20 protein-coding genes are annotated in these 21,419 nt (G+C 67.8%); 12 read left to right on the top strand and 8 right to left on the bottom strand.

All coding sequences use genetic code 11. The features are described 5' to 3' along the window. Positions 1-111: 111 nt before the first annotated feature. Complete coding sequence (locus tag ACNA7R_RS01500; protein ID WP_416281760.1) at positions 112-735, top strand: methyltransferase domain-containing protein; 624 nt, start codon at positions 112-114, stop codon at positions 733-735. Between the two features lie 82 nt (positions 736-817). Here the strand turns inward: ACNA7R_RS01500 and ACNA7R_RS01495 are convergent, their stop codons facing one another. Beyond that, positions 818-1,315 carry a type IV pilin N-terminal domain-containing protein gene (locus tag ACNA7R_RS01495; protein WP_416281759.1) on the bottom strand — a complete coding sequence of 166 codons (498 nt, stop codon included), beginning with the start codon at positions 1,313-1,315 and terminating at the stop codon, positions 818-820. 48 nt (positions 1,316-1,363) lie between these two features. Then, positions 1,364-2,608, bottom strand: a complete 1,245-nt coding sequence (locus ACNA7R_RS01490; protein WP_416281758.1) for a hypothetical protein — start codon at positions 2,606-2,608, stop codon at positions 1,364-1,366. Between the two features lie 162 nt (positions 2,609-2,770). Here ACNA7R_RS01490 and ACNA7R_RS01485 point away from each other — a divergent pair, with 162 nt between their 5' ends. Continuing rightward, on the top strand, positions 2,771-4,102 hold the full coding sequence (locus ACNA7R_RS01485; RefSeq protein WP_416281757.1) for a helix-turn-helix transcriptional regulator: 1,332 nt from the start codon (positions 2,771-2,773) through the stop codon (positions 4,100-4,102). Between the two features lie 297 nt (positions 4,103-4,399). Here the strand turns inward: ACNA7R_RS01485 and ACNA7R_RS01480 are convergent, their stop codons facing one another. Beyond that, positions 4,400-5,395, bottom strand: coding sequence for a radical SAM protein (locus ACNA7R_RS01480; protein WP_416281756.1), 996 nt, complete (start codon positions 5,393-5,395; stop codon positions 4,400-4,402). A gap of 164 nt (positions 5,396-5,559) precedes the next feature. Here ACNA7R_RS01480 and ACNA7R_RS01475 point away from each other — a divergent pair, with 164 nt between their 5' ends. Next, entirely contained in the window at positions 5,560-6,672 is a 1,113-nt protein-coding gene (locus ACNA7R_RS01475; RefSeq protein WP_416281789.1) for a DUF373 family protein, read from the top strand. 6 nt (positions 6,673-6,678) lie between these two features. On the opposite strand, the gene ACNA7R_RS01470 is transcribed toward ACNA7R_RS01475, so the two are convergent. The 3 genes from ACNA7R_RS01470 to ACNA7R_RS01460 all read right to left on the bottom strand — a co-directional run bounded on the left by ACNA7R_RS01470 (position 6,679) and on the right by ACNA7R_RS01460 (position 9,367). Continuing rightward, positions 6,679-7,521: a polyprenyl synthetase family protein gene (locus ACNA7R_RS01470; protein ID WP_416281755.1), complete on the bottom strand. Its 843-nt coding sequence runs from the start codon at positions 7,519-7,521 to the stop codon at positions 6,679-6,681. Positions 7,522-7,625: 104 nt separating this feature from the next. After that, positions 7,626-8,579 carry an electron transfer flavoprotein subunit alpha/FixB family protein gene (locus ACNA7R_RS01465; RefSeq protein WP_416281754.1) on the bottom strand — a complete coding sequence of 318 codons (954 nt, stop codon included), beginning with the start codon at positions 8,577-8,579 and terminating at the stop codon, positions 7,626-7,628. Further along, positions 8,576-9,367 (bottom strand): electron transfer flavoprotein subunit beta/FixA family protein, encoded by a 792-nt coding sequence (locus tag ACNA7R_RS01460; protein WP_416281753.1) that lies wholly within the window; start codon positions 9,365-9,367, stop codon positions 8,576-8,578. The genes ACNA7R_RS01465 and ACNA7R_RS01460 overlap by 4 nt, the downstream gene beginning before the upstream one ends. 200 nt (positions 9,368-9,567) lie before the next feature. On the opposite strand from ACNA7R_RS01460, the gene ACNA7R_RS01455 reads away from it, so the two are divergent. The 5 genes from ACNA7R_RS01455 (at position 9,568) to thiD (ending at position 14,242) form a co-directional block, all read left to right on the top strand. Then, on the top strand, positions 9,568-10,053 hold the full coding sequence (locus ACNA7R_RS01455) for a TRAM domain-containing protein (protein ID WP_416281752.1): 486 nt from the start codon (positions 9,568-9,570) through the stop codon (positions 10,051-10,053). A gap of 145 nt (positions 10,054-10,198) precedes the next feature. Further along, positions 10,199-10,657: a Tfx family DNA-binding protein gene (locus ACNA7R_RS01450; RefSeq protein ID WP_416281751.1), complete on the top strand. Its 459-nt coding sequence runs from the start codon at positions 10,199-10,201 to the stop codon at positions 10,655-10,657. Between the two features lie 57 nt (positions 10,658-10,714). Next, entirely contained in the window at positions 10,715-11,500 is a 786-nt protein-coding gene (locus tag ACNA7R_RS01445) for an SDR family oxidoreductase (RefSeq protein WP_416281750.1), read from the top strand. Positions 11,501-11,600: 100 nt separating this feature from the next. Next, complete coding sequence (locus ACNA7R_RS01440) at positions 11,601-12,626, top strand: HypE family hydrogenase expression/formation protein (RefSeq protein WP_416281749.1); 1,026 nt, start codon at positions 11,601-11,603, stop codon at positions 12,624-12,626. Between the two features lie 305 nt (positions 12,627-12,931). Then, the gene (thiD, locus tag ACNA7R_RS01435; protein ID WP_416281748.1) at positions 12,932-14,242 is read left to right on the top strand and encodes a bifunctional hydroxymethylpyrimidine kinase/phosphomethylpyrimidine kinase; all 1,311 of its coding nucleotides are present in this window, start codon (positions 12,932-12,934) and stop codon (positions 14,240-14,242) included. Between the two features lie 12 nt (positions 14,243-14,254). Here the strand turns inward: thiD and ACNA7R_RS01430 are convergent, their stop codons facing one another. Continuing rightward, positions 14,255-15,106 carry a PQQ-binding-like beta-propeller repeat protein gene (locus ACNA7R_RS01430; protein WP_416281747.1) on the bottom strand — a complete coding sequence of 284 codons (852 nt, stop codon included), beginning with the start codon at positions 15,104-15,106 and terminating at the stop codon, positions 14,255-14,257. A gap of 9 nt (positions 15,107-15,115) precedes the next feature. Between ACNA7R_RS01430 and ACNA7R_RS01425 the strand changes: the two genes are divergently transcribed. The 3 genes from ACNA7R_RS01425 (at position 15,116) to ACNA7R_RS01415 (ending at position 17,752) form a co-directional block, all read left to right on the top strand. Next, on the top strand, positions 15,116-15,451 hold the full coding sequence (locus ACNA7R_RS01425) for a tRNA-binding protein (RefSeq protein WP_416281746.1): 336 nt from the start codon (positions 15,116-15,118) through the stop codon (positions 15,449-15,451). Positions 15,452-15,605: 154 nt separating this feature from the next. Then, on the top strand, positions 15,606-17,021 hold the full coding sequence (locus ACNA7R_RS01420) for an APC family permease (protein WP_416281745.1): 1,416 nt from the start codon (positions 15,606-15,608) through the stop codon (positions 17,019-17,021). Beyond that, positions 17,018-17,752: a universal stress protein gene (locus ACNA7R_RS01415; protein ID WP_416281744.1), complete on the top strand. Its 735-nt coding sequence runs from the start codon at positions 17,018-17,020 to the stop codon at positions 17,750-17,752. Before ACNA7R_RS01420 ends, ACNA7R_RS01415 begins: the two co-directional genes overlap by 4 nt. Before the next feature lie 29 nt (positions 17,753-17,781). On the opposite strand, the gene ACNA7R_RS01410 is transcribed toward ACNA7R_RS01415, so the two are convergent. After that, positions 17,782-18,576, bottom strand: a complete 795-nt coding sequence (locus tag ACNA7R_RS01410) for a universal stress protein (protein WP_416281743.1) — start codon at positions 18,574-18,576, stop codon at positions 17,782-17,784. Positions 18,577-18,715: 139 nt separating this feature from the next. Between ACNA7R_RS01410 and mutS the strand changes: the two genes are divergently transcribed. Further along, on the top strand, positions 18,716-21,370 hold the full coding sequence (gene mutS, locus ACNA7R_RS01405; RefSeq protein ID WP_416281742.1) for a DNA mismatch repair protein MutS: 2,655 nt from the start codon (positions 18,716-18,718) through the stop codon (positions 21,368-21,370). Positions 21,371-21,419 lie beyond the last annotated feature (49 nt).

Below are 21,419 nucleotides of genomic sequence, written 5' to 3'. Positions count from 1 at the left end.
CGAAAGTATCCCGTTCGGACGCCCCACCGCTCGGCGGTAGTCCGCGATCATCGTGCGACGAATCGACCGGGAACAGCAGACATATGCCCGTCGGATCGAAACCGGTTCGCAATGGGAGTTCTCGAGAACAAGGCCCGAGCGCGGCTGTTCTATAAGTACCTCTCGACGGTGTACGACCGGATCAACCCGTTCATCTGGAACGAGCAGATGCGCGGCGAGGCCCTCGCACTGCTCGAGCTCGAGCCCGAGTCGACGGTGCTCGACGTCGGCTGTGGCACCGGCTTCGCCACCGAGGGGCTGCTCGAGCACGTCGACGAGGTGTACGCGATCGACCAGAGCGAACACCAGCTCGAGCAGGCCTATGCCAAGTTCGGCAAGCGGGCCCCGCCAGTTCACTTCCACCGCGGCGACGCCGAACGGCTCCCGTTCGCGACCGACACCTTCGACGTCGTCTGGTCGTCGGGCTCGATCGAGTACTGGCCGAACCCGATCCTCGCGCTCCGGGAGTTCCGTCGCGTGCTCAAACCCGGCGGCCAGGTGCTGGTCGTCGGCCCGAACTACCCCGAGAATCCGATCGCACAGCGGCTGGCCGACGCGATGATGCTGTTTTACGACGAGTACGAGGCCGACCGAATGTTCAAGACCGCCGGGTTCGAGGACGTCAGACACGCCTTCATGGGCCCCGAGTACGAGCCGGAGGTCGCGATCACGACCGTCGCTCGCGCCCCCGAGTAGTCATACGGACTATTGTAGTTCGTTACCGGTGATCGCTGTCCCCGCCCGAGCGATCACCGGTAGAACGCTACAACAATCCGTATCAGTCGGCCGTCGTCTCGAGGGCGGCGATCTGCTGGCCGTCGACGGCGAGCGTCACGGAGACGATGTCCCCCGAACTGACGGTGGGATCGTTGGATCCGGCCACGGAGATCGTCGACCGTTCGCCGGCCGTCCAGGTGGAGTCGCTCGCGGCGTTAAACGGGCCGCTGGGCGTCTGGTTGAATCCGGTCGCCCCGGTAAACGGAACGGGCGGCTGATCGGAGAGCGGGTCGCCGTTGACGGCGACCGTCACCGAGAGGTCGTCGACGGCTATCGGATCACCGGCGACGTGTTCGATCGTGATCGTTCCCTCGCCGCCGTCGGCCGTCAGATCGAACGCCACCGGCTGGTGGGCCGGCTCCGGGCTCAGTCCTCCGGCGCCGACCGCGACGACCGTCGCGAGCGCGACGGTAACGCCGATCAGGAGCACTACCCCGATCACCGGGGCGACCCCCCGGTCGTCGGACGCGCGGGCTCGGGACGGCGATTCCGGTCTCACGACGCACCCTGGCGTCGCCTTCCTATATAAACGGTCGGCTACCGCCCGCTACTCGCCGTCCCCTGACGTGTCGCTACTCGAGACGGTCCCCTCGATACTGCCGTCGTCCGTCTCCGCTCGCAGGTCGTAGTCGCCGTCGGGCGGGAGGAGCCACAGCGAGCCGCTCGAGCCGGTCTCGCCGACTTCTTCGCCGTCGATCGAAACAGTGGCGGGTTCGGGCTCACCGGTTTCGGCGGCCGTCACGACGACCTCGGCCGGGCCGTTCGCGGCGGTCTCGTTGATCGAGAGCACGAGCCCGTCGTCGTTCCACCGGCTGTTGTTGATCGTCGGGAGCTGCCGGTAGTCGAGGGTCTGAACTTCCCGGTAGACCGATCCCGTTCCGCCGTCGAGGGAGGCGGTCAGCTGCCCGTGGTCGTGGATAGCCCTGACCTGGTACAGCTGTGCCGTCCGTTCCTCGGCGACCGTCGAGTGAGTCTGGTGGTCGCCGCCGAACACCCACGGGTACAGCTCCTGGGCCGTCTCGTGTGCGTCGACGATATCGTCGAACTGGTTCGGTTGTGTGGTGTTCCGGGCGTCGAACCGCGTCGTCTCTCGGACGTAGTTCCGATCCAGCAACGAGAGAGTGTAGCCGGTCTCGGCGGTTCGAACGGCCAGCGACTTCCGATCGTCGCCGAACCCGTTCGGCGTCGTATCCAGCTGCGACCGGACGTCGCTACGGTGGGTCTCCAGCTCTCTCGTGTCGTCTCGAATCGAAAGGGAGTATCCGGGAATCTCGTTCGCGTACGTGACGAGGTCCTCGAGCGCGCGCTCGATCACGTCCGACTCGTGGTAGTTCCGCGAGAACGTCTGGAGCAGCTCGGTCGTCGACCGCTCGCCCGCCGCGTGGGCTCGAACCGCCGTCCGCTCGCGATCCTCGAGCGCGTCGGTCCGCTCCTGAAGACGGTCGTACCCCGATCGGACCATCTCCTCGCGGTCCTCGCTGGAGGCGTTGTCGAACCCGTTTCGGACGAGCCGTTCCTGTTCGTAGTCGACTCTGAGCTCGTCGTCCGCGGCCATAAGCGTCGCTCCGAGGTCGGTGCCGTGTTCGATCCGTTCGCTTCTACTCTCCTCGCCGGGATCGAGTCGGTTCGTCGTCCCGTCTACCTCGACGAACGTCGGTCCCTGGTCCGGCTCCTCCAGCGCGGGAACTACCACGCCCGTCTCGTTGGGACCGACATCCGGTCCCGGATCGCTCGCGGAGACGGCCATCGCTGGCAGCGAGAGGGCGAGGAGTCCTGCGAGGATGACGGCCATCACACCCTTCATCAATACACCGTAATAACTCATGATATAAAATACGATCGGCCGTCGTCGTTTCGGGACCGTTCGAGAGGGGCGGAGACGCTTCATGCTTCGCTGTGATTTTTTATTTTCCCATAGAAAGTGTTTTTTACTCTGAGAATGTCGGTGGTATGTATGCGGGTTTCGATCGTCACGTCGGTCGTACTGGTGGTGTTACTTGCCGGTTCGATCCCCGGAGCGGCTGCCGCCGCCGCGTCGACAGCGACCGCTTCGGAACCGGCGAGCGCGCCACCAGTTCAGGGCACACAGCCCGAAGTCGACAACGGGTCGACGCTCGAGGCCGCGGATCCGGCCCAGGAGATCCGGATCAACGTCTCCGAGAGCGGGGACGCCGTCTGGACGATCGAGAGCCGGTTCCTCCTGAGCGACCGAGAGGAGGCCGACGCGTTCCTCGCGTACGCCGAGACGGTTTCCGGCGACGACCGCGAGGGCGTCTACGATCGAAGCCTGTTCGAACCCCACGTCGAGACCGCAGCGGACGCGACCGACCGGGAGATGGCGATCGAAGACGCCGGCTGGGACGATCCGCAGCTACGGTCCGTCGACGACGACGGATCGAACGAGTCCGGATCGGCGGTCGGCGTCCTCTCGTACTCGTTTACCTGGACCGAGTTCGCGGCGGTCGACGGAACGCGAATCCACGTCGGGGACGCGCTCCAGGGCGCCGACGGCCCGTGGCTCTCGGCGATCGCCGAGGACCAACGCCTCGTGATTCAGGCCCCCTCGGACCACGGCTTCCACGATTACAACCTCCCGGTGAGCCCCCAGAACAGCGCACTCGTCGTCGACGGCCCCTACCAGTTCGACGAGGGCGAACTCGAGACGACCTTCCTCCGGGGCGCCGGAGACGGATCGCCCGGCGTCGCCGGCGGGTTCGCACCCGCCAGCGCCGAACTGCTGTTCGGCGGACTGATCGTTCTCGCGGTACTGGTCGGGGTCGGAAGCTACGCCCTGGCGCGGTGGTCCGCGGAGTCCGAGTGGTCGCCGGCGCTGTGGGTTTTCGGACTCCTCCCGTCGAACGCGGGCGAACGAACCGACGGGCGGCCGTCGCCGACCGAGCGGGACGACCCGACGACCGCTTCGGGGCGGGAGACTGAATCGGGCGCGCCAGACGCCGACGCGGCTCGAGGGTCGAACGCCGGAGTCGACTCCGCCTCTCGAGGATCGTCGGGCCAGACCTTCGCGTACGTCGAGGGGTCCGAGGAGGCCGAGGAAGAAACGGTCGACCCGGAACTGCTGAGCGACGAGGAGCGGGTTCTCCGACTGCTCAGGCGAAACGGCGGGCGGATGAAACAGGGGTCGATCGTCTCCGAGACCGGCTGGTCGAACGCGAAGGTCTCCCAGCTGCTCTCGCAGATGGCCGACGACGACGAGGTCGAGAAGCTTCGAATCGGCCGCGAGAACCTCATCACGCTACCGGAAGTCGATCCGACGGAGATCGACTAACCAACGTTTTGAGCCGAATACTCGCGCACCCGTCGGTCGCGCTCGGACCCGATTCTGCTCACGGACACGAAGCGCGTCTTCGCACGGACCGAAAGTCCCACAGCGGGAAGAACGTCGACAGGGGATCCGAGCGCGACCGCACTCGGATAGTCGCTCACCGCCTGCGGTCACCCGCGGGACACCGGTTGATCGCCTGCCCTCTCCCGAGTCGTGTGGCTCTCGCCGTCGCTCGAGCCACACTCCCGGCCACAGCGCATAGATTACAGCGAAAGTCTACGACATCAGTCGTAGGAGAAGTCAGGCTAACGGCGTCCGCTCGACCACCTGGCCGTCGTAGGTCGGATACTGCTCGACGATTTCACCGTCCTCGAGGTCTCCCTCCTCGATCATCTCCTCTAAGAGCCACCAGGCGACCTCGACGTGCTCGGACTTGACGGTGTAGAACTCCTCGGGGACGCCCAGATCGGCGAACCGCTTGGGGTCCGCGTACGTCTTCCCGTAGACGAGCGTACCGTCGTCGGTAACGTCGTCGAACTCCCGGCGGACGTTCCGGGCGGCCCGTTTCAGCCGACGACGGTGCTGGGCCGCGTCCTTGAACACTGAGGTACAGAAGTAGACCCGTTCGTGGTCGCCCATCACCTCGAGGATCTCCTCCCGGGAGCCGTCGACGGCGCTCATGTGGCCCTCCTTGAGTTCGTACCCCTCTTCCTGCATCCGGCGGTAGTTCCCGTCGGACATCTCGAACTCGTTGACGTTACAGAAGTCGGCGGCGCCCTCGTCGAGAAACTCGAGGAACTCCTCCTCGGCGCGGATACCGGGAATCTCGAACGCGGGGGTGAGCCCCTCCTCGCGGGCGATGTAGAGGATCTCCTCCCACTCGGTGCCGTGCATCTCGCCCCACAGCTCGTACGGCGGGTGGAAGCGGATCTCGTCGAGGCCGGCTTCCGAGAGCTTGCGCATGTTCTCGCGGCCGCCCGTGATGCCGGTGTAGAGGTGGGTGTGGTGGTCCTCGCCGAACTCCTCCTTCAGCAGTTCGAGGTAGTGACAGGTTCGCTCGAGGGCCTCCTGGGGCTCGCCGCCGGTGATCGACGTACCCAGTGCGTCCATCCGGTGGGCCTCCTCGAGGACGTCCTCGTCGCGCTCGACCTGCCGTTCGTTCGCGTAGACGTCCGTGACGTTCTTGCGGTTCTCGCCGAGCGGGCAGTAAAAGCAGTCGCGCTGGTCGCAGTAACCGTAGACGAACAGCACCATCTTGCCGCCTTTCGCGCACTGCTCACAGCCCTTCGATATCATTCGAGGGTACGTAACCGGCGGAGCCTCAAAAGCGGTACGAAACGGCGGCGTTGAACGCTGTGTATCGTTCCCACGCCGAACCCGAACGCGGGTGACCGCCGAGCCGCCTCGCGGTTCCGTCGCTCCCAGAAGAGGGAAATACCGCCGTGACCAACCACGAAGCGATGCTGCTGGTCCTGTGTGTCGACCTCGACGACGATCTCGGCCGCAAGACCGACTTTACCACGCCGGTGATCGGCCGCGACGCCGTCGAGGAGGCTGCCGTCGCGCTGGCGACCGCGGATCCCGAGGACTCCGACGTCAACGTCGCCTTCCAGGGCGTCCACATCTACGACGATCTCTCGTCTCGAGGCGAGAGCGTCGAGGTCGCCATCGTCACGGGCAACGAGGACGGCGACGTCGACGCCAACCGCGAGGTCGGCGACGAGGTCGACACCGTCCTCGCGAGCCTCTCGACGGCCGAGGACGTCACCGCCCTGGTCGTCACCGACGGTGCACAGGACGAGTCCGTGATCCCCGTCATCCGCTCGCGGGTCCCCATCGACGGCGTACGTCGCGTCGTCGTCAGGCAGGCCCAGAACCTCGAGTCGATGTACTACACGTTCAAACAGGTGCTGAACGATCCCGAGACCCGCGGGACCGTCCTCATCCCGATCGGGATCCTCCTGTTGATCTACCCGCTCGCGCTAATCGGGACCGTCCTCGAGATGCCCGGGGTCGTCCTCGGCATGACGTCGACGCTGCTAGGACTCTATCTCATCTCGCGGGGGCTCGGGCTCGGCGAGCGCCTCGACGAGGCCGTCGAGGGGGCCAGACGGTCGCTGTACGCCGGCCGAACGACGATGCTCGCGTACGTCGTCGCGACCGTTTTGCTCGTTCTGGGCGGCGTCAGCGGGGCGAACGAACTCGAGCGGGTCCAGGCCGAGGCGGCCGGCGAGGTCGGCGTCCCAGTCATGCTCTCCGCGCTGTTGTACGGCTCGGTCCAGTGGTTCGCCGCCGCCGGCGTCACCACGAGTCTCGGTCAGATCACCGACGAGTACATCGCGGGTCGTCTCGAGTGGCGGTACCTCAACGCGCCGTTTTACGTCGTCTCGATCGCGATGGTCCTCTACGCGGTGAGCGCCTACTTCCTCGAGGCAGTCGGGCTGACCTTCCTCGCGACGGCGCTCACCGCGGGGACGCTGCTGGGCATCGTGAGCACGCTCGCGTTCGCGGTCGCCGAGTCGCACTTCTCGGAGGACGACGGCGAGGAGCCACACCGGCCCGACAGCGCCTGAGACCGATTACTGCTCGCGCTCGACAACGAACTCCGCCAGCTCGCGCAGGTACTCCCGCGCCTCGCGGTCGACGGCGTCGACCCGCTCGAGGGCGTCGATCGCCCGATCGGCCTCCTCGCGGGCGCGGGCGTTGGCTTCCGCCGGGCTAAGATCGGTCACCTGAACGACCGAGGGACGCTCGAGGGCGGCGTCGTGGCCGGTCGGCTTCCCGAGCGCCTCGGGATCGGCGACGGCGTCGAGGACGTCGTCGCGGATCTGGAAGGCGACGCCGACGCGCTCGGCGTACTCGCCGAGGGCCTCCACGGTGAAGGGATCGGAGTCGGCGGCGATCGCGCCGAGTTCGGCCGCAGCCCGGAACAGCGCCCCGGTCTTTCGTCTCGCGAGGGTCATGTACTCCTCCTCGTTCGAGGGCTGCGAGGAGAGTTCGGTCGCCTCGCCGACGCCGAGTTCGACCATCGCCTCGGCGACGACCTGGGTGGCCTTGGGATCCGCCGAAAAGAGGGCGAACGCCTCCCCGAGCAGGCCGTCACTGGTGATGATCGCCGGCCCGTGGCCGAACTCGGCCCAGGCGCTCGCGGTGCCGCGCCGCAGGTCCGAGCGGTCGATGATGTCGTCGATCACCAGCGAGGCGTTGTGGACGAGTTCGATGCCGACGCCGAAGTCGACGGCATCCTCGGGCTTGCCGCCGACAGTCTCACACGCCAGCAGCGTCACCATCGGTCGCACGCGCTTGCCGCCTGAGAGCGCGACGTGGCGAACTTCCTCGTTGAGCGTCTCGGGCTCGACCCCGTCGACCACCGCGACGAGACGCTCCTCGATCAGCGCCCGTCGGCGCTCCAGCAGTTCCATTACCCGCGCTTAGGACAGGGCGAAAAAGTAGGTGACGGTTGTCGACGATCGCTCGAGTCCCCCCCGCGAGACGTGCCTGCCGGAATCGCCGGAGGAGCGATCGGCTACTGGAACTCTTCGGTGAGCGCGGGGACGACGTCGAAGAGGTCGTCGTGGATCGCGTAGTCGGCGATGTCCATGATCGGCGCGTTGGGGTCGGTGTTGATCGCGACGATCGTCTCCGAGCCCTTCATGCCGGCAACGTGCTGGACGGCCCCGGAGATGCCGATTGCGATGTAGACGTCGGGCGTCACCACTTTACCGGACTGGCCGACCTGGCGGTTCTTCGGGAGCCAGCCGTTGTCGACGATCGGTCGCGACGAGGAGACCGTCGCGTCGAGCGCGTCGGCGAGTTCCTCGATGATCTCGAGGTTCTCCTCCTCCTCGATGCCGCGGCCCACGGAGACGAGCACGTCGGCCTCGCTGATGTCGACGTCGCCGCCGCCGACCTCCTCGAAGCCGGTGACCGTCGAGCGGATCGCGTCCTCGTCGATCTCGGCGTGAAACTCCTCGATTGCGGCGTCGCCGGTGCCGTCGGCGCCGGGCCACTCGGCACCCCGGATCGTGACGACGGCGTTGCCCGTCAGTTCGTTGGTCGTCTCGACCTTGCCGCCGTACATCTCGCGGGTCGCGATCAGGGTGTCGCCGTCGGCCTCGAGGTCGACCGTGTCGGTGACGAGCGGAAGACCGAGCGCGTTCGCGACGGCGGGCGCGTAGTCGAGACCGTTGACGCTGTTGGGGGCGACGACGTACTGCGGAGCGAGTTCGTCGTAGAGCTGGGTAATGACCTGGGCGTAGACGTCGTGGTTGAACTCCTCGCCGTACTCGACGGTGTGGACGGCGTCGACGCCCTCCCGGTTGAGTTTCTCGGCGAACTCCTCGACGGGACCGCTGATGACGACGACGTGGAGGTCGCCGCCGGTCTCGTTTGCCAGCTGACGGCCCGCGGTGATCGTCTCGTAGCTGACGTCGCGCAGTTCGCCCCGGCGGTGGTCGGTGACTGCCAGGATATCCGTCATGGCGCCACCCCCTTCTCGCGGAGCAGTTCACCCAACTCGGCGGCGGTCTCCTCGGGACTGCCCTCCCAGACCGTCGCGTCGGTCTCGCTCTCGGGCTCGTACATGTCCGTCACCGTTACGGCGCCCTCGACCGCACCCTCGTCGACGCCGAGGTCGCCGAGCGTCTGGACGTCGAGTTCCTTGCGCTGGGCCTGGCGGATACCGCGCAGGCTGGCGTAGCGGGGCTCGTTGATCCCCGTCTGGATCGTCAGCGCCGCGGGGAGTTCGATCTCGGTGAGCTCCTCGACGCCGCCCTCGAGTTCGCGCCGGACGGAGGCGACGCCGTCCTCGAGGTCGTGCTCGAGGTGGTTGACGACGGCGCCCCACTCGAAGCCGAGGTCCTGGGCCAGGGAGACGCCGGTGCCCCCCCAGTTGTCGTCGCCCGACTGGACGCCCGTCAGCACGAGGTCGGGGTCCTCGGCCTCGACGACCGCCCGCAGGATGTCGGTCTTCGCGCCGACGTCGAGCAGGTCGACGTCCTCGAGGGCGTCGTCCCAGACGCGGATCGCGCGGTCGGCGCCTTTCGCGAGGGCCTGGCGGATCGTCTGCTCGCACTCCTCGGGGCCGATCGTCACCGTGACGACTTCGTCGGCGATGCCGGCTTCCTGGAGCTGGACGGCCTCCTCGACGGCGTAGTCGTCCCACTCGTTGAGGTCGGCGCCGAGGTACTGGTCGGCGATGGTTGTGCCTTCGATCTCGAACTCGTCTTCGACGGTCGAGACCTCTTTTACCGTCACGAGGATCTTCATCATTTATCGATCGGACGCCCCTCCCGTAAACGTTTTCGAAACACCGTGTCACGAACGACCAGTTGATTCGGCGTTCGTCCTACGAATCCCACGCTCGCCGCTCGGCCGTTACGCTCTCGTCGGGCGAATCCCGTGGCAGACGGTCCCAGCCCGGATCTCGAGACGGAAACGGTTTAACGACGCCACCGGTAGTACACCGCATGGCAGACTGTCCACTCGCTGATGACTGCCCGAGCTTTTCCGAGCGGATCTCGGGAATGGGCTGTCAGCACTACGGCGATCGGGGTGGCAAGGAGTGGTGTAACCACTACAACCAGCCGATCGAGGATCTGAAGACCCAGCCCGTCAAGCCCAGCGAGGAGGTCGTGATCGACGTCGTCGATATGCACGAGAGCGGTGCGGGCGTCGGTCGAACCGAGGACGGGTTCATCGTGATGGTCGACGGCGTCCTCCCGGAGGCCCGGGCGCGAGTCGAGATCACCCGGGTCCACAGCAACCACGCACGCGCGGAGAAAATCGAACTCCTCCCGATGGACGGCGAGGAGGACGACGGTGACGACGGTGACGAGGGTGCCAGCGACGACGATGACGACGTCGCCGACGACGAGGAGACCGAATCCAACCAGGGACCCACCGCACCGAAGCGCGAACGACTCGGCAGCCGCGAGAACTTTTGGGGCTCGTAGCTCCCTCGAGTGGACAGCGCCGATCCGTCCGAAGCCGTATTCGGGTCGCAGATCGGTCCGCGACCGTGGAAGCTTTCATCCCGCCACCGGCTAGTGTCTCGTATGCCGACGCGAGCCCACTCGACCGGCGGCGGAGGGGATCGTCGTGATCGATGACGTCGCGGCGGTCCTCGAGGAGATCGGTTTCGATCCCGAGGACAGCGTGTTGACCTACCGCCAGGCGCAGGTGCTCGCGTTGCGCGAACGGGACGTCTCCCAGGCCGACATCGCAGACGCACTGGGGACCTCCCGGGCGAACGTCTCCTCGATCGAGGCCAGCGCCCGCGAGAACGTCGCGAAGGCCCGGGAGACCGTCGCCTTCGCCGAGGCGCTTCAGGCCCCGGTTCGCGTTCGCGTCCCCGAGGGAACCGACCTCTACGACGTCCCCCAGCTCGTCTACGAGGCCTGCGACGAGGCCGGCGTCAAGGTCGATCACACCGCGCCGGACCTAATGAAGGTCGTCAGCGACGCTGCCGGCAACGCGATCACGGGCCGGCAGGTGTCCGCGCCGCTGACCGTCAGCGTCAGCTCCGAGGGCGTGGTCCGGGTTCGCCACCAGGAGTAGCGGCGACGACGTGCCGGAGTCCGGAGTGATTTGTATCCGGACGACGTCGGTCGCGGTATGGAACTGGATCTCGACGGAACGGCGGCACTGGTAACGGCCTCCTCGAGCGGGCTCGGCTTCGCGAGCGCGCAGGCGTTGGCGGAGGCGGGTGCGAACGTGACGATCTGTGGCCGCGACGCCGAGCGACTCGAGGAGGCCCGCGAGGAACTCGCCGAAACGGCGGACGGCGAGGTGCTGGCCGTCGAGACCGACCTCACCGACCCCGACCACGTCTCGCGGCTGGTGAGCGAGACGGTCGAGGAGTTCGGGGGGCTCGACCACCTCGTCACCTCCGCGGGCGGCCCGCCGAGCACGACCTTCCTCGAGACCAGCGAACAGCAGTGGTACCAGGCCTACGACCTGCTGGTGATGAGCGTCGTCTGGACGATCGAGGAAGCTCACCCCCACCTGCTCGACTCCGAACACGGGTCGATCACCTGTATCACCTCGAGAACGGTCAGGGAGGTCGCCGACGGTCTCCTGCTGTCGAACTCCGTTCGCCGGGGCGTGATCGGACTCGTGAAGACGGTCTCGCGGGAGTTCGCTCCCGAGATCCGCGCCAACGCCGTGTTGCCGGGGACGATAGAAACGCCCCGAATCGAGGAACTCGTCGAGGCCCGCGTCGAGCGCGGCGAGTACGACGACTACGAGTCGGGACTGGTCGACCTCGCGGACGACATCCCGATGGATCGCATCGGCGACCCGCGAGAGCTGGGTGAGGTCGTCGCCTTCCTCTCGAGTCCGCGGGCGAGTTTCGTCAACGGCGCCGAGGTGCCGATCGACGGCGGACTGCTACGAAGTTAGGTTGCCAGCGGCTCGTCCGATCGCCTCCGAGCGGGGCGGAAAGCAGCCGTCCGTCCGTCGAACCACTACCGCTAAGAGCCAGTCCCCGCATTCACCGGCCGTGAGCGACCTCGGCAAAATCGATCGGCAGTTCTTCGAATCGCGGATCGCCCCCAACCTCGGCGCCGAGCGCGACGACGTCGCCCTGGGGCCGAGCCACGGCGTCGACTTCGGCGTCATCGACGTCGGCGGGCGGGCGCTGGTGACCGCCACCGACCCCGTCTCGATCCTCCCGGCGCTCGGCCTCGAGCGCGCCGCCCGGTTCGCGCTCGACCTGATCCTCGCGGACGTCGCCGTCAGCGGGGTGGCGCCCTCTCATCTGTCGATCTGTTTCACCCTCCCGGAGACGATGAGCGACGAGGCGTTCGCGACGGTCTGGGAGACGATCCACGAGGAGTGTGCCGACCTCGGGGTCGCCGTCGTCACCGGGCACACGGCGCGGTACTCCGATCCCTCACACCCGTGGGTCGGCGCCGCGACCGCGATGGGGGTCGGCACACACGACGACATCGTCCGCCCGGACGGCGCGCGGGCGGGAGATCGCCTCCTGCTGACCACCGGCCCCGCCGTCGAGTCGGTCGGCCTGCTGGGCACGCTGTTTCCCGAGGAACTCGAGCTTCCAGACGACGTGGTCGCCGACGCCCAGGAGCGACTCGAGGAGGTCCACTGCGTCCGGGACGCCCTCACCGCGGCCGCCGCGGGTCCCGTGACGGCGATGCACGACGTCACCGAGGGCGGGCTCGCGGGCGCGTTGAACGAGATGGCCGCCGGTTCCGGGACCCGCTTCGAGATCGACCGCGCCGCCGTCCCGATGCGTCCCGGCGTCATCGAAGTCTGCGAGCACCTCGAGATCGATCCCTGGGCGGCGACCAGCTGCGGCTCGCTCGTCATCGCCGCCGACCCCGACGGCGTCGACGCGGTTCGCGAGGCGCTCGAGGATCGAGGGACCGTCGTGGCCGAGATCGGACGGGTCGAGGCGGACGAGGGCGGGGATGGAACGGTCGTCGTCGACGGCGAGGTCCTCGAGCACCCGCGGGTCGATCCGTCGTGGGACGCCTACGCGAGACTGGCCGACGGGCAACAGTAGTACGATTCCTGTTCAGAGTATCGCGTGAAACTCGCGTTACGTAGAGACGACTCACTCACCGCTCGCTACGCTCGCGCTTCGATCGTCGTTCCGCAGAGAGACGCGCTGTCGCGCGTCTCGGACGGCTGTTCGCCCAGTAGAAACGGCGAGCGAAGCGAGCAGTTTGCGTCTGCACGTAGCAAATTCGTACGACACAGAAATCATACTACCGACTACTGGTAACGCCGGATCCGCCACCCTCTCGACGCCGATACTCCGCCGCGCCGACCACTACCGATTAGTACAACGGGGCGATAGCTTCTCCCATGAGAACGCCAGCACCCGACGCCCGCCCCGTGGCGCTGACGATCGCGGGCAGCGACTCAGGCGGCGGCGCCGGGATCCAGGCCGACCTGGCGACGATGACCGCCCACGGCGTCTTCGGGACGTCGGCGATCACCGCCGTCACGGCCCAGCACACTCGCGGCGTGGAGTCGTCGTTCGCGCTCCCGCTCGAGGAAGTCGAGGCCCAGCTCGACGCGGTCGTCGACGACTTCGCGGTCGGCGCGGCGAAGACGGGGATGCTCGCGACCACCGAGACCGTTCGGCTGGTCGCCGACCGCGCAGCGGGGTTCGAGTTCCCGCTGGTCGTCGACCCCGTCATGGTCGCGACCTCGGGGGATCGACTGCTCGAGCCCGAAGCCGAACGCGCCTACGAGGATCTCCTGAGCGCGGCGACGCTCGCGACGCCGAACGCCGACGAGGCCGAGGTGCTGTCGGGAGTCGAGGTGACCGACGGAGAGAGCGCCCGAGAAGCGGGCGAGGCGATCCTCGAGACGGGCGTCGACGCCGTCCTCGTGAAGGGCGGTCACGTCCCCGGTGAGACGGTCCGGGACCGGCTCGTCACGGCGGAGGGGGTCGAGACGTTCGAACACCCGCGGATCGACACCGAGGCGACCCACGGCTCGGGCTGTACGCTGGCCGCGGCGATCGCCGCCCGGCTGTCGAAGGGTGAGTCCCTCGAGACCGCCGTCGAGGGCGCGACCGACTTCCTCGCCCGCGCGGTCCGGTACTACTACGACGTCGGCGAGGGGCCGGGTGCGGTCAACCATGCCGTCGACCTGCGGAACGCGGCGGCCCGCGAGCCGACCGCCGAGGCGGTCCAGGAAGTCGTCGATCGACTCGTCGCGGCCGACGTCTCGCGGCTCGTCCCCGAGGTCGGGATGAACGTCGTCGGCGCGACCCCCTACGCCGAATCGGTCGCCGAGACGGCCGCCGTCGAAGGTCGAATCACGCGCACGCTCGAGGGCGTCCACCCGAACCGCGGGGTCAGATTCGGGGCCTCGACGCATCTCGCCACCTTCCTGCTCGCGGCTCGCGAGTCCGCACCCGACCTCCGGTTCGCCGTCAACTGTCGGCTCGACGGGGAGATCGAGGCCGCGCTCGAGGACCTGGACTGGGCCGTCGCCGAGAACGGTTCGGACGAATCGACCGACGGCGTCTTCGCCGACCGGGAGACGCCTATCGCGGTGATCGACCGCGCCGACGTCGGGCGGGAGGCGACGGTGAAATTCGTCGCCGAGGACGCCGAGACGCTAACCGAGCGAACGCTTGAGTTGCGCGATCGGCTCGAGTGAGTCGCCGCCAGCTCAGTCGCTCCCGTCGGCGGGAGACAGGGCGTGAAGGTCGCCGCTGCCGAACGGACCGCCGAACGCGACCGCGTAGAGGCTCTCGCCGACGGCGGCCATCCGCCCGTCGGTTCGCAGTTCCGGGTCGTGCCACCGAACCGTTCCGTCGGGCTCGACCGCGAACAGCCCCTCGTTGGGCGTCCCGAAATACACTCCGTCGGCGACGGCGACTGGCTGGTCGCTGTAGAAGTCCGTCTCGAGCGTCCATAGGGGCTCGCCCGACTCGAGGTCGAGACAGACCGTTCGTGATCGGGTTTCCCGCGGCAGGTAGACCCGACCGTGCCCGACTGTCGGCTGCGTGGTCCCCGTCGTCTCGCGGTCGTGGCTCCAGACCGTCGTCCCGTCCTCGCGGTCGAGCGCGTACGTCCCGTTGTCCGAGGAGACGTAGACCACGTCCCGAGAGAGCGCCGGAATCGATCTGACCCCCGCGGCGGTGTCGGCCTCGTACGCCCAGCGGCGTTGCCCCGTTGTCGCGAAGCGGACGACGTCGCCCCCGGAGCCGAAGTAACAGCGATCGTCGGCGACCGCGACGCCACCGCCCAGCGAGGTCTCGATCCCCGACCCCTCGCGGGTGATCGGCGTCGTATTCGGGGGTGCCTCGAGCAGCTCGGCCTCGGAATTGAACCCCGTATTCGCGCCGTCGAACCCCTCGCCCGGCCAGCGCCGCGGTGAGCGTGGCGCCGAGGGCCGAACGGAGAAGTCGACGACGATCCATACGCCCTCGTTCGCGGCAACAATGTTGAAAGTTCGGAGTGGTAATGGTTCGATGTGAGACCCTGCCGTCTGGCGTAGAACTATGGGATCGGAACCCACGTTCGACGTATGGTCGAGAATCCGTTCGACGTCGAGATCCGGGTCGGCGAAGTACTCGAGGCTGAAGCGTTCCCCGAGGCGAACAAGCCGAAGATGACGAAGCTCTGGATCGACCTCGGTGACGAGGGCGGCGAGATCCAGTCCGCGGCACAGCTCGATCACCACTACGAACCCGACGAACTCGAGGGCCGACGGGTGCTGTGTGCGACGAACCTGGGCTCCGTTCGGATCGCCGGCTTCAAATCCGAGGCGCTGACCGTCGGCATCCCCGACGAGGAGGGGTTTCCGGTACTGGTCGAGCCCGATCGGGAGAAGGCGGTTCCGCTCGGCGGGCTGCTGTTCTGATACGGATTGCTGTACCGATGTACCGGCGCAATCGCCGCACGGGTCGCGGTTGCGCCGGTACTGACGTACAGGAAACCGTATGAGTTAGTGGACGGTCCGAACCGCTTCGACCGCCCGCGGCAGAAATATACGTCCCGCTATAATATCGACTCCCATGGACGAGTCGTCGCCCGGAGGCACCAACATCGAGGGCGAGTCGCCACAGGCCGAACCGACGGTCGAGACCGAGGAGGCGACGATCACCGACGACGCCGAACTCGAGCGGACGCTCGGGCTCTCCGGCGGGCTCGCGATCGGTATCGGGACGATGATCGGCGCCGGGATCTTCGTCTTTCCCGGACTGGCGGCCGGCCAGGCCGGACCAGCCGCGGCGGCCTCCTTTGCCATCGGGGCCGCCGTCGCCCTGCTGGTCGCGCTGCCGGCCTCGGAACTCGCGACGGCGATGCCCAAAAGCGGCGGCGGCTACTACTTCATCTCCCGCGGACTCGGAACGCTCGCCGGGGCCGTCGTCGGCCTCTCGCTGTGGTTCGGGCTGGTGTTCGCGACGGCCTTCTACCTCGTTGGCTTCGGCTACTACGCCGTCGACACGCTCGCCGAACTCGGAATCGCCGTTGGCGAGGGGCTTGTCATCCCGCTGGCGCTGCTGTTCGGCGCGGGCTTTACCGTGCTCAACGTCACGGGAACCGAGAACGCGGCGAAGCTCCAGAACGGGATCGTCGCGCTGTTGCTGTCGATCCTCGTCGTGTTTCTCGGCTACGGCGGGCTCGACGCGGCGGGGCTCGTCGGCGAGCCGACCGCGCCCGAGCGGTTCGCCCCGTTCGGGACGATGCCCGTGCTGACGACGGCCGCGCTCGTGTTCACCTCCTACCTCGGCTTCGCGCAGGTGGCGACCGTCGCCGGGGAGATGAAAGACCCCGGCCGGAACCTGCCGCTGGCGATGGTCGGCTCGGTGGTGATCGTCGGCGTGCTCTACGTGGCGACGATCTTCGTCGCGACGAGCGCCTTCGGGAGCGAACAGCTCTCGCAGTTCGGCGAGACCGCGATGGTCGAGGTGGGTCGCCACTACCTCGGCGCCGCCGGCGCGTTCGCGATCGTCCTCGGGGGTCTGCTCGCGACGATGTCCAGCGCCAACGCCTCCGTCCTGAGCACGTCCCGAGCCATCTACGCGGTCTCGAGGGACGCTCTGCTCCCGCAGGAAGCGAGCCGAATCAACCTCCGCTACGGGACGCCCCACGTCGCGCTGGGGATGGCCGGCGGGCCGATCCTCGTCCTGACCGCGACCGGCCGCGTCGAGCTACTGGCCGAGGTCGCCTCGTTTCTGCATCTCATCATGTACGGCCTGATCTGCGTCGCGCTGATCGCGCTACGTCGAAACGAGCCGGAGTGGTACGACCCCGCCTTCCGGGTGCCGGGGTATCCCGTCGTCCCGGCGCTGGGGGCGGTCGCCAGCTTCGCGCTGATCGGGTTCATGCAGCCCGCCTCGCAGCTCGTCGGCATCGGGATCATGATCGCGACCGCCGGATGGTACTTCTACTACGCCCGCGACGTCGACCTGAAAGGATCACTATGACACGAATACTCGTTCCGCTGGCGGTACTGGAAGGGGAATCGGTCTCGGCCGGACTGACGGTGCTGCTCGAGCCGATGAACGTCACCGTGCTCGGCTATCACGTCCTGCCCGAGCAGACGCCGCCCGATCAGGCGCGGCTGCAGTACGAGGACCGGGCCACCGACGCGCTCGAGGATCTCGCGGCGGAGTTCGGCTCGACCGAGGGGACCGCCGACTACCGCCTCGTCTTTACCCACGATCGAAAGCAGACGTTCGATCGCGTCGCCGCGGAGACGGCTGCGGACGTCTACGCCATCCCGGGCGCGACGGGCCCGATCGATCGGCTGCTCGTGGCGCTGACCGGTGACGTCGCCGTCGAGCGGATCGTCTCGTTCGCCGCGGAACTGATCGGCGACCGGGAGATCGGCGTCACGCTCTTCCTGGCGACCGACGACGAGCCCGCGGGCCAAGAGCTGCTCGAGACGGCCGCAGTTCCCCTCGCCGATCGCGGCATCGACGTTCGAACCGAACTCGCGGTCGACGAACCGCCGCTCGAGGCACTGCTCGAGAGGGCGGTCGGCCACGACGCCGTCGTGATGGGCGAGCAGGCGCCGTCGCTGCTGACGCTCGTCTTCGGCGAGGACGCCGAACGCGTCGCCGCGGAGTCGGTCGGCCCGGTGCTCGTCGTCCGGAACGTCGAGGACGTCGACGAGAAGCCGCCCGATCGAACGGTGGACGTCGGACGTTCGTAGGCGGGGACGTACGCCGACTCAAACGCGAATCAGGAGCCGTCGTCGACCACGTCGACGTCCTCCGTCGACACCGTTTCACTGCCCGCATCTTCGTCGCTCCCCTCGAGGTACTCCCCGCGAATCACGAGCACCGGGTCGACGGTCTCTCTGGCCAGTTTCTTCGCCCGATCCCGGAAGACGTACTGACGGATCGACGGTCGGCTCTCGCCGACGACGAGCAGGTCGTGGTCGGCCGCGGCCTCGAGGATCGCCCGCGTCGGCGAGCCGTCGACGACGAGCGAGGTGTCGATCCGATCGCGGGCGACGCCGGTGGCGACGAGTTCGTCGACGGCGGTCTCGAGGAGTTCGATCCGGCGGTTCCGCTCGTCGTCGTCGGGGACGACGTTGAACAACGTTACCTCGAGATCGGTATCCGCGAGCACCGCACCCAGAAACCGGGCGATGTACTCGAGGTTGACGTCCCCCCTAACTGCGACGAGCACCCGCTCGAGCACCGGGGCGGGGTTGAGCAGCAGGATCGCGTCGCAGTCGGCCTCGACGGCGACGCGTTCGAAGGTCTTCAGTCGGTCATGGGTGAAGACGGCTCTGGACGAGACGTCGAGACAGCCGGCGTCCTCGAAGACCCGGTGGAGTTCGTCGAGTTCGGCGCGGACTCGCGAGCCGTACCGGTCGCGAGCCTGGTCGGTTCCGGTCTGTTCGGGGAGTTCGCGGTAGCCCAGCAGGACGACCGGGACCGACGCGAGCGCGTCGATCAGCGTCCGCGGAACGCTCTCGCCGCCGAGGACGTCGACCGGGACGAGCACGCTGTGGTCGGGAGCAGCCATGAGGTCTATGCTACCGTACGACAGTGGGCTTCATAGACTTCCGTAACGACGATCGTGACAGTCATCGGAGACCACAGTCGGCGATCACTTTCGCCCCGGATCCCGCAGGGTTTTTGCGATGGGACGCCAGGCTCTGCCTATGACAGAGGCGACGGGGATCGTCGGGGAGTTTCTCTCGCTCAAGGAGGAGACCGAGGCCGACCTGCTGGCGATGCAGTGTGGGGACTTCTACGAGTTCTTCGCCGAGGACGCCGAGATCGTCGCCGACGAGTTGGAGCTGAAGGTGTCCCAGAAGTCCTCGCACGGCTCGTCGTACCCGATGGCCGGCGTTCCCGTCGACGATCTGACGCCCTATCTCAAAGCGCTGGTCGAGCGCGGCTACCGGGTCGCCGTCGCCGACCAGTACGAGACCGACTCGGGCCACGCCCGCGAGATCGTCCGGGTGGTTACTCCCGGAACGCTCCTCGAGACCAGCGACGCCGACGCGCAGTACCTGGCCGCGATCGTGGCCGACTCGAGCGCTCGCGGCGACGACCCCGCGTATGGCCTCGCGTTCGCCGACGTGACCACCGGCCGATTCCTCGTCGCCGAAGCCGAGGACGCCGACGAGACGCTCACCGAACTCTACCGGTTCGACCCCGTCGAGGTGCTGCCGGGCCCCGAGGTCCGGGCCGACGACGACCTGCTCGGGCTGGTTCGCGAGCGCCTCGAGGTGACGCTGACCCTCCACGAGACCGAGGCTTTCGCGCCCAAACGGGCGAGCCACGCCGTCCGCGAGCAGTTCGGCGAGCGCGTCGACCGCCTCGGCGTCGGCGAGCCCGCCGTCGCCGCCGCCGGCGCCGTGCTCGACTACGTCGAGGAGACCGGCGCCGGGGTGTTGGCCTCGATGACTCGGATCCAGGCCCACCGTGGCGACGACCACGTTACCCTCGACGCCACCACCCAGCGAAACCTCGAGCTGACCGAAACCATGCAGGGCGAACGCGAGGGATCGCTGTTCGCCACGATCGATCACACCGCGACCAGCGCGGGCGGCCGCCTGCTCAAGGAGTGGCTCCAGCGCCCGCGGCGATCGCTCGAGGTCCTCGAGCGGCGCCAGGAGTCCGTCGCGGCGCTGTCGACGGCCGCGCTGGCCCGCGACGAGATCCAGGAGACGCTCGGCGAGGCCTACGACCTGGCCCGACTCGCCTCGAAGGCGAGCCACGGCAGCGCCGACGCGCGGGATCTGGTGGCGGTCCGGGAGACGCTGGCCGTGTTGCCGGCGGTCGCCGACGCCGTCGCCGCGAACCCGGATCTGGCCGACTCGCCGCTGGCCGAGATCCTCGAGCGTCCGGATCGGGACGCCGCTCGCGACCTGCGCGCCGAACTCGAGGACGCCATCGCCGAGGAGCCGCCGTCGACGGTAACCCAGGGCGAACTGTTCCGGTACGGCTACGACGCGGAACTCGACGAGGTGATCGAGCGCCACGAGGAGGTACGGGAGTGGCTCGAGGGGCTCGCCGACCGGGAGAAACGCCAGCACGGCCTGAGCCACGTCACCGTCGACCGGAACAAGACCGACGGCTACTACATCCAGGTCGGCAAGTCCGCGGCCGACGGGGTTCCCGACCACTACGAGCAGATCAAGACGCTCAAGAACTCCAAACGCTTCACGACCGCCGAACTCGAGGAGAAGGAACGCGAGATGCTGCGTCTGGAGGAACGACGCGGCGACCTCGAGTACGAGCTGTTCGAGGAACTCCGCGAGGACGTCGCCGCGCGCGCGGAGCTCCTGCAGGACGTCGGCCGAGCGCTCGCGACCCTCGACGTGCTGGCGAGTCTGGCGACTCACGCCGCGGAGAACCGGTGGGTAAACCCCGCGCTGCACGGGGGCGACCGCCTCGAGATCGAGCAGGGTCGCCACCCCGTCGTCGAGCAGACGACCGAGTTCGTCCCCAACGACGTTCGCCTCGACGAGGATCGAGGGTTCCTCGTCGTCACCGGACCTAACATGTCCGGCAAGTCGACGTACATGCGCCAGGTCGCCGCGATCGTGCTGCTGGCCCAGATCGGGAGCTTCGTCCCCGCGAAGGAGGCGGAGATCGGGCTGGTCGACGGCATCTTCACCCGGGTGGGGGCGCTCGACGAACTCGCGCAGGGACGGTCGACCTTCATGGTAGAGATGAGCGAACTCTCGAACATCCTTCACACTGCGACCGAGGAGTCACTCGTTATTCTGGACGAGGTCGGCCGCGGGACGGCGACCTACGACGGGATCTCGATCGCCTGGGCCGCCACGGAGTACCTCCACAACGAAGTCCGGGCGAAGACGCTGTTTGCGACCCACTACCACGAGCTGACGGGACTGGCCGAGAAGTTGCCCCGCGTCGCCAACGTCCACGTCGCCGCAGACGAACGGGACGGCGACGTCACCTTCCTGCGAACCGTCCGCGACGGCCCCACTGACCGTAGCTACGGGATCCACGTCGCCGATCTCGCGGGCGTTCCCGACCCCGTCGTCGACCGCTCGCGGGACGTGCTCGAGCGCCTGCGCGAGGAGAAGGCCATCGAGGCCAAAGGAGGAACGTCGAGCGAACCCGTCCAGACGGTGTTCGACGTCTCGAGCGGGCAGTTCCGCGGTCCCGCGAACGCGGACGGCGGCGAGCGACCGGCGGGCGGGGACGACCCGGAGCCGTCGCTCGACCCCGAGACCGAACGCGTCCTCGAGGACCTCGAGAGCGTCGACGTCAACGAAACTTCGCCCGTCGAACTGCTCTCGACGGTCCGAGAGTGGCAGCGCCGCCTCGAAGAGTAGACGGCGATCGCGTCCTCGTCCGGTTCCCGATCGCGTTACCATCGGTTGT

The organism is Natronococcus sp. (assembly GCF_047921035.1).
In the GTDB taxonomy this organism is placed as follows: Archaea; Halobacteriota; Halobacteria; order Halobacteriales; family Natrialbaceae; genus Natronococcus.
This window is presented reverse-complemented; position numbering and strand designations above follow the sequence as displayed.

Bases quoted from the DNA above. Each gene is read 5' to 3' on its own strand.
- ACNA7R_RS01485 (WP_416281757.1), top strand. From the start codon at position 2,771: ATGCGGGTTTCGATCGTCACGTCGGTCGTACTGGTGGTGTTACTTGCC.
- ACNA7R_RS01480 (WP_416281756.1), bottom strand. From the start codon at position 5,395: ATGATATCGAAGGGCTGTGAGCAGTGCGCGAAAGGCGGCAAGATGGTG.
- ACNA7R_RS01490 (WP_416281758.1), bottom strand. From the start codon at position 2,608: ATGGCCGTCATCCTCGCAGGACTCCTCGCCCTCTCGCTGCCAGCGATG.
- ACNA7R_RS01415 (WP_416281744.1), top strand. From the start codon at position 17,018: ATGACACGAATACTCGTTCCGCTGGCGGTACTGGAAGGGGAATCGGTC.
- thiD (WP_416281748.1), top strand. From the start codon at position 12,932: ATGAGAACGCCAGCACCCGACGCCCGCCCCGTGGCGCTGACGATCGCG.
- ACNA7R_RS01455 (WP_416281752.1), top strand. From the start codon at position 9,568: ATGGCAGACTGTCCACTCGCTGATGACTGCCCGAGCTTTTCCGAGCGG.
- ACNA7R_RS01420 (WP_416281745.1), top strand. From the start codon at position 15,606: ATGGACGAGTCGTCGCCCGGAGGCACCAACATCGAGGGCGAGTCGCCA.
- ACNA7R_RS01475 (WP_416281789.1), top strand. From the start codon at position 5,560: ATGCTGCTGGTCCTGTGTGTCGACCTCGACGACGATCTCGGCCGCAAG.
- ACNA7R_RS01470 (WP_416281755.1), bottom strand. From the start codon at position 7,521: ATGGAACTGCTGGAGCGCCGACGGGCGCTGATCGAGGAGCGTCTCGTC.
- mutS (WP_416281742.1), top strand. From the start codon at position 18,716: ATGACAGAGGCGACGGGGATCGTCGGGGAGTTTCTCTCGCTCAAGGAG.
- ACNA7R_RS01445 (WP_416281750.1), top strand. From the start codon at position 10,715: ATGGAACTGGATCTCGACGGAACGGCGGCACTGGTAACGGCCTCCTCG.
- ACNA7R_RS01500 (WP_416281760.1), top strand. From the start codon at position 112: ATGGGAGTTCTCGAGAACAAGGCCCGAGCGCGGCTGTTCTATAAGTAC.
- ACNA7R_RS01410 (WP_416281743.1), bottom strand. From the start codon at position 18,576: ATGGCTGCTCCCGACCACAGCGTGCTCGTCCCGGTCGACGTCCTCGGC.
- ACNA7R_RS01425 (WP_416281746.1), top strand. From the start codon at position 15,116: ATGGTCGAGAATCCGTTCGACGTCGAGATCCGGGTCGGCGAAGTACTC.
- ACNA7R_RS01460 (WP_416281753.1), bottom strand. From the start codon at position 9,367: ATGAAGATCCTCGTGACGGTAAAAGAGGTCTCGACCGTCGAAGACGAG.
- ACNA7R_RS01465 (WP_416281754.1), bottom strand. From the start codon at position 8,579: ATGACGGATATCCTGGCAGTCACCGACCACCGCCGGGGCGAACTGCGC.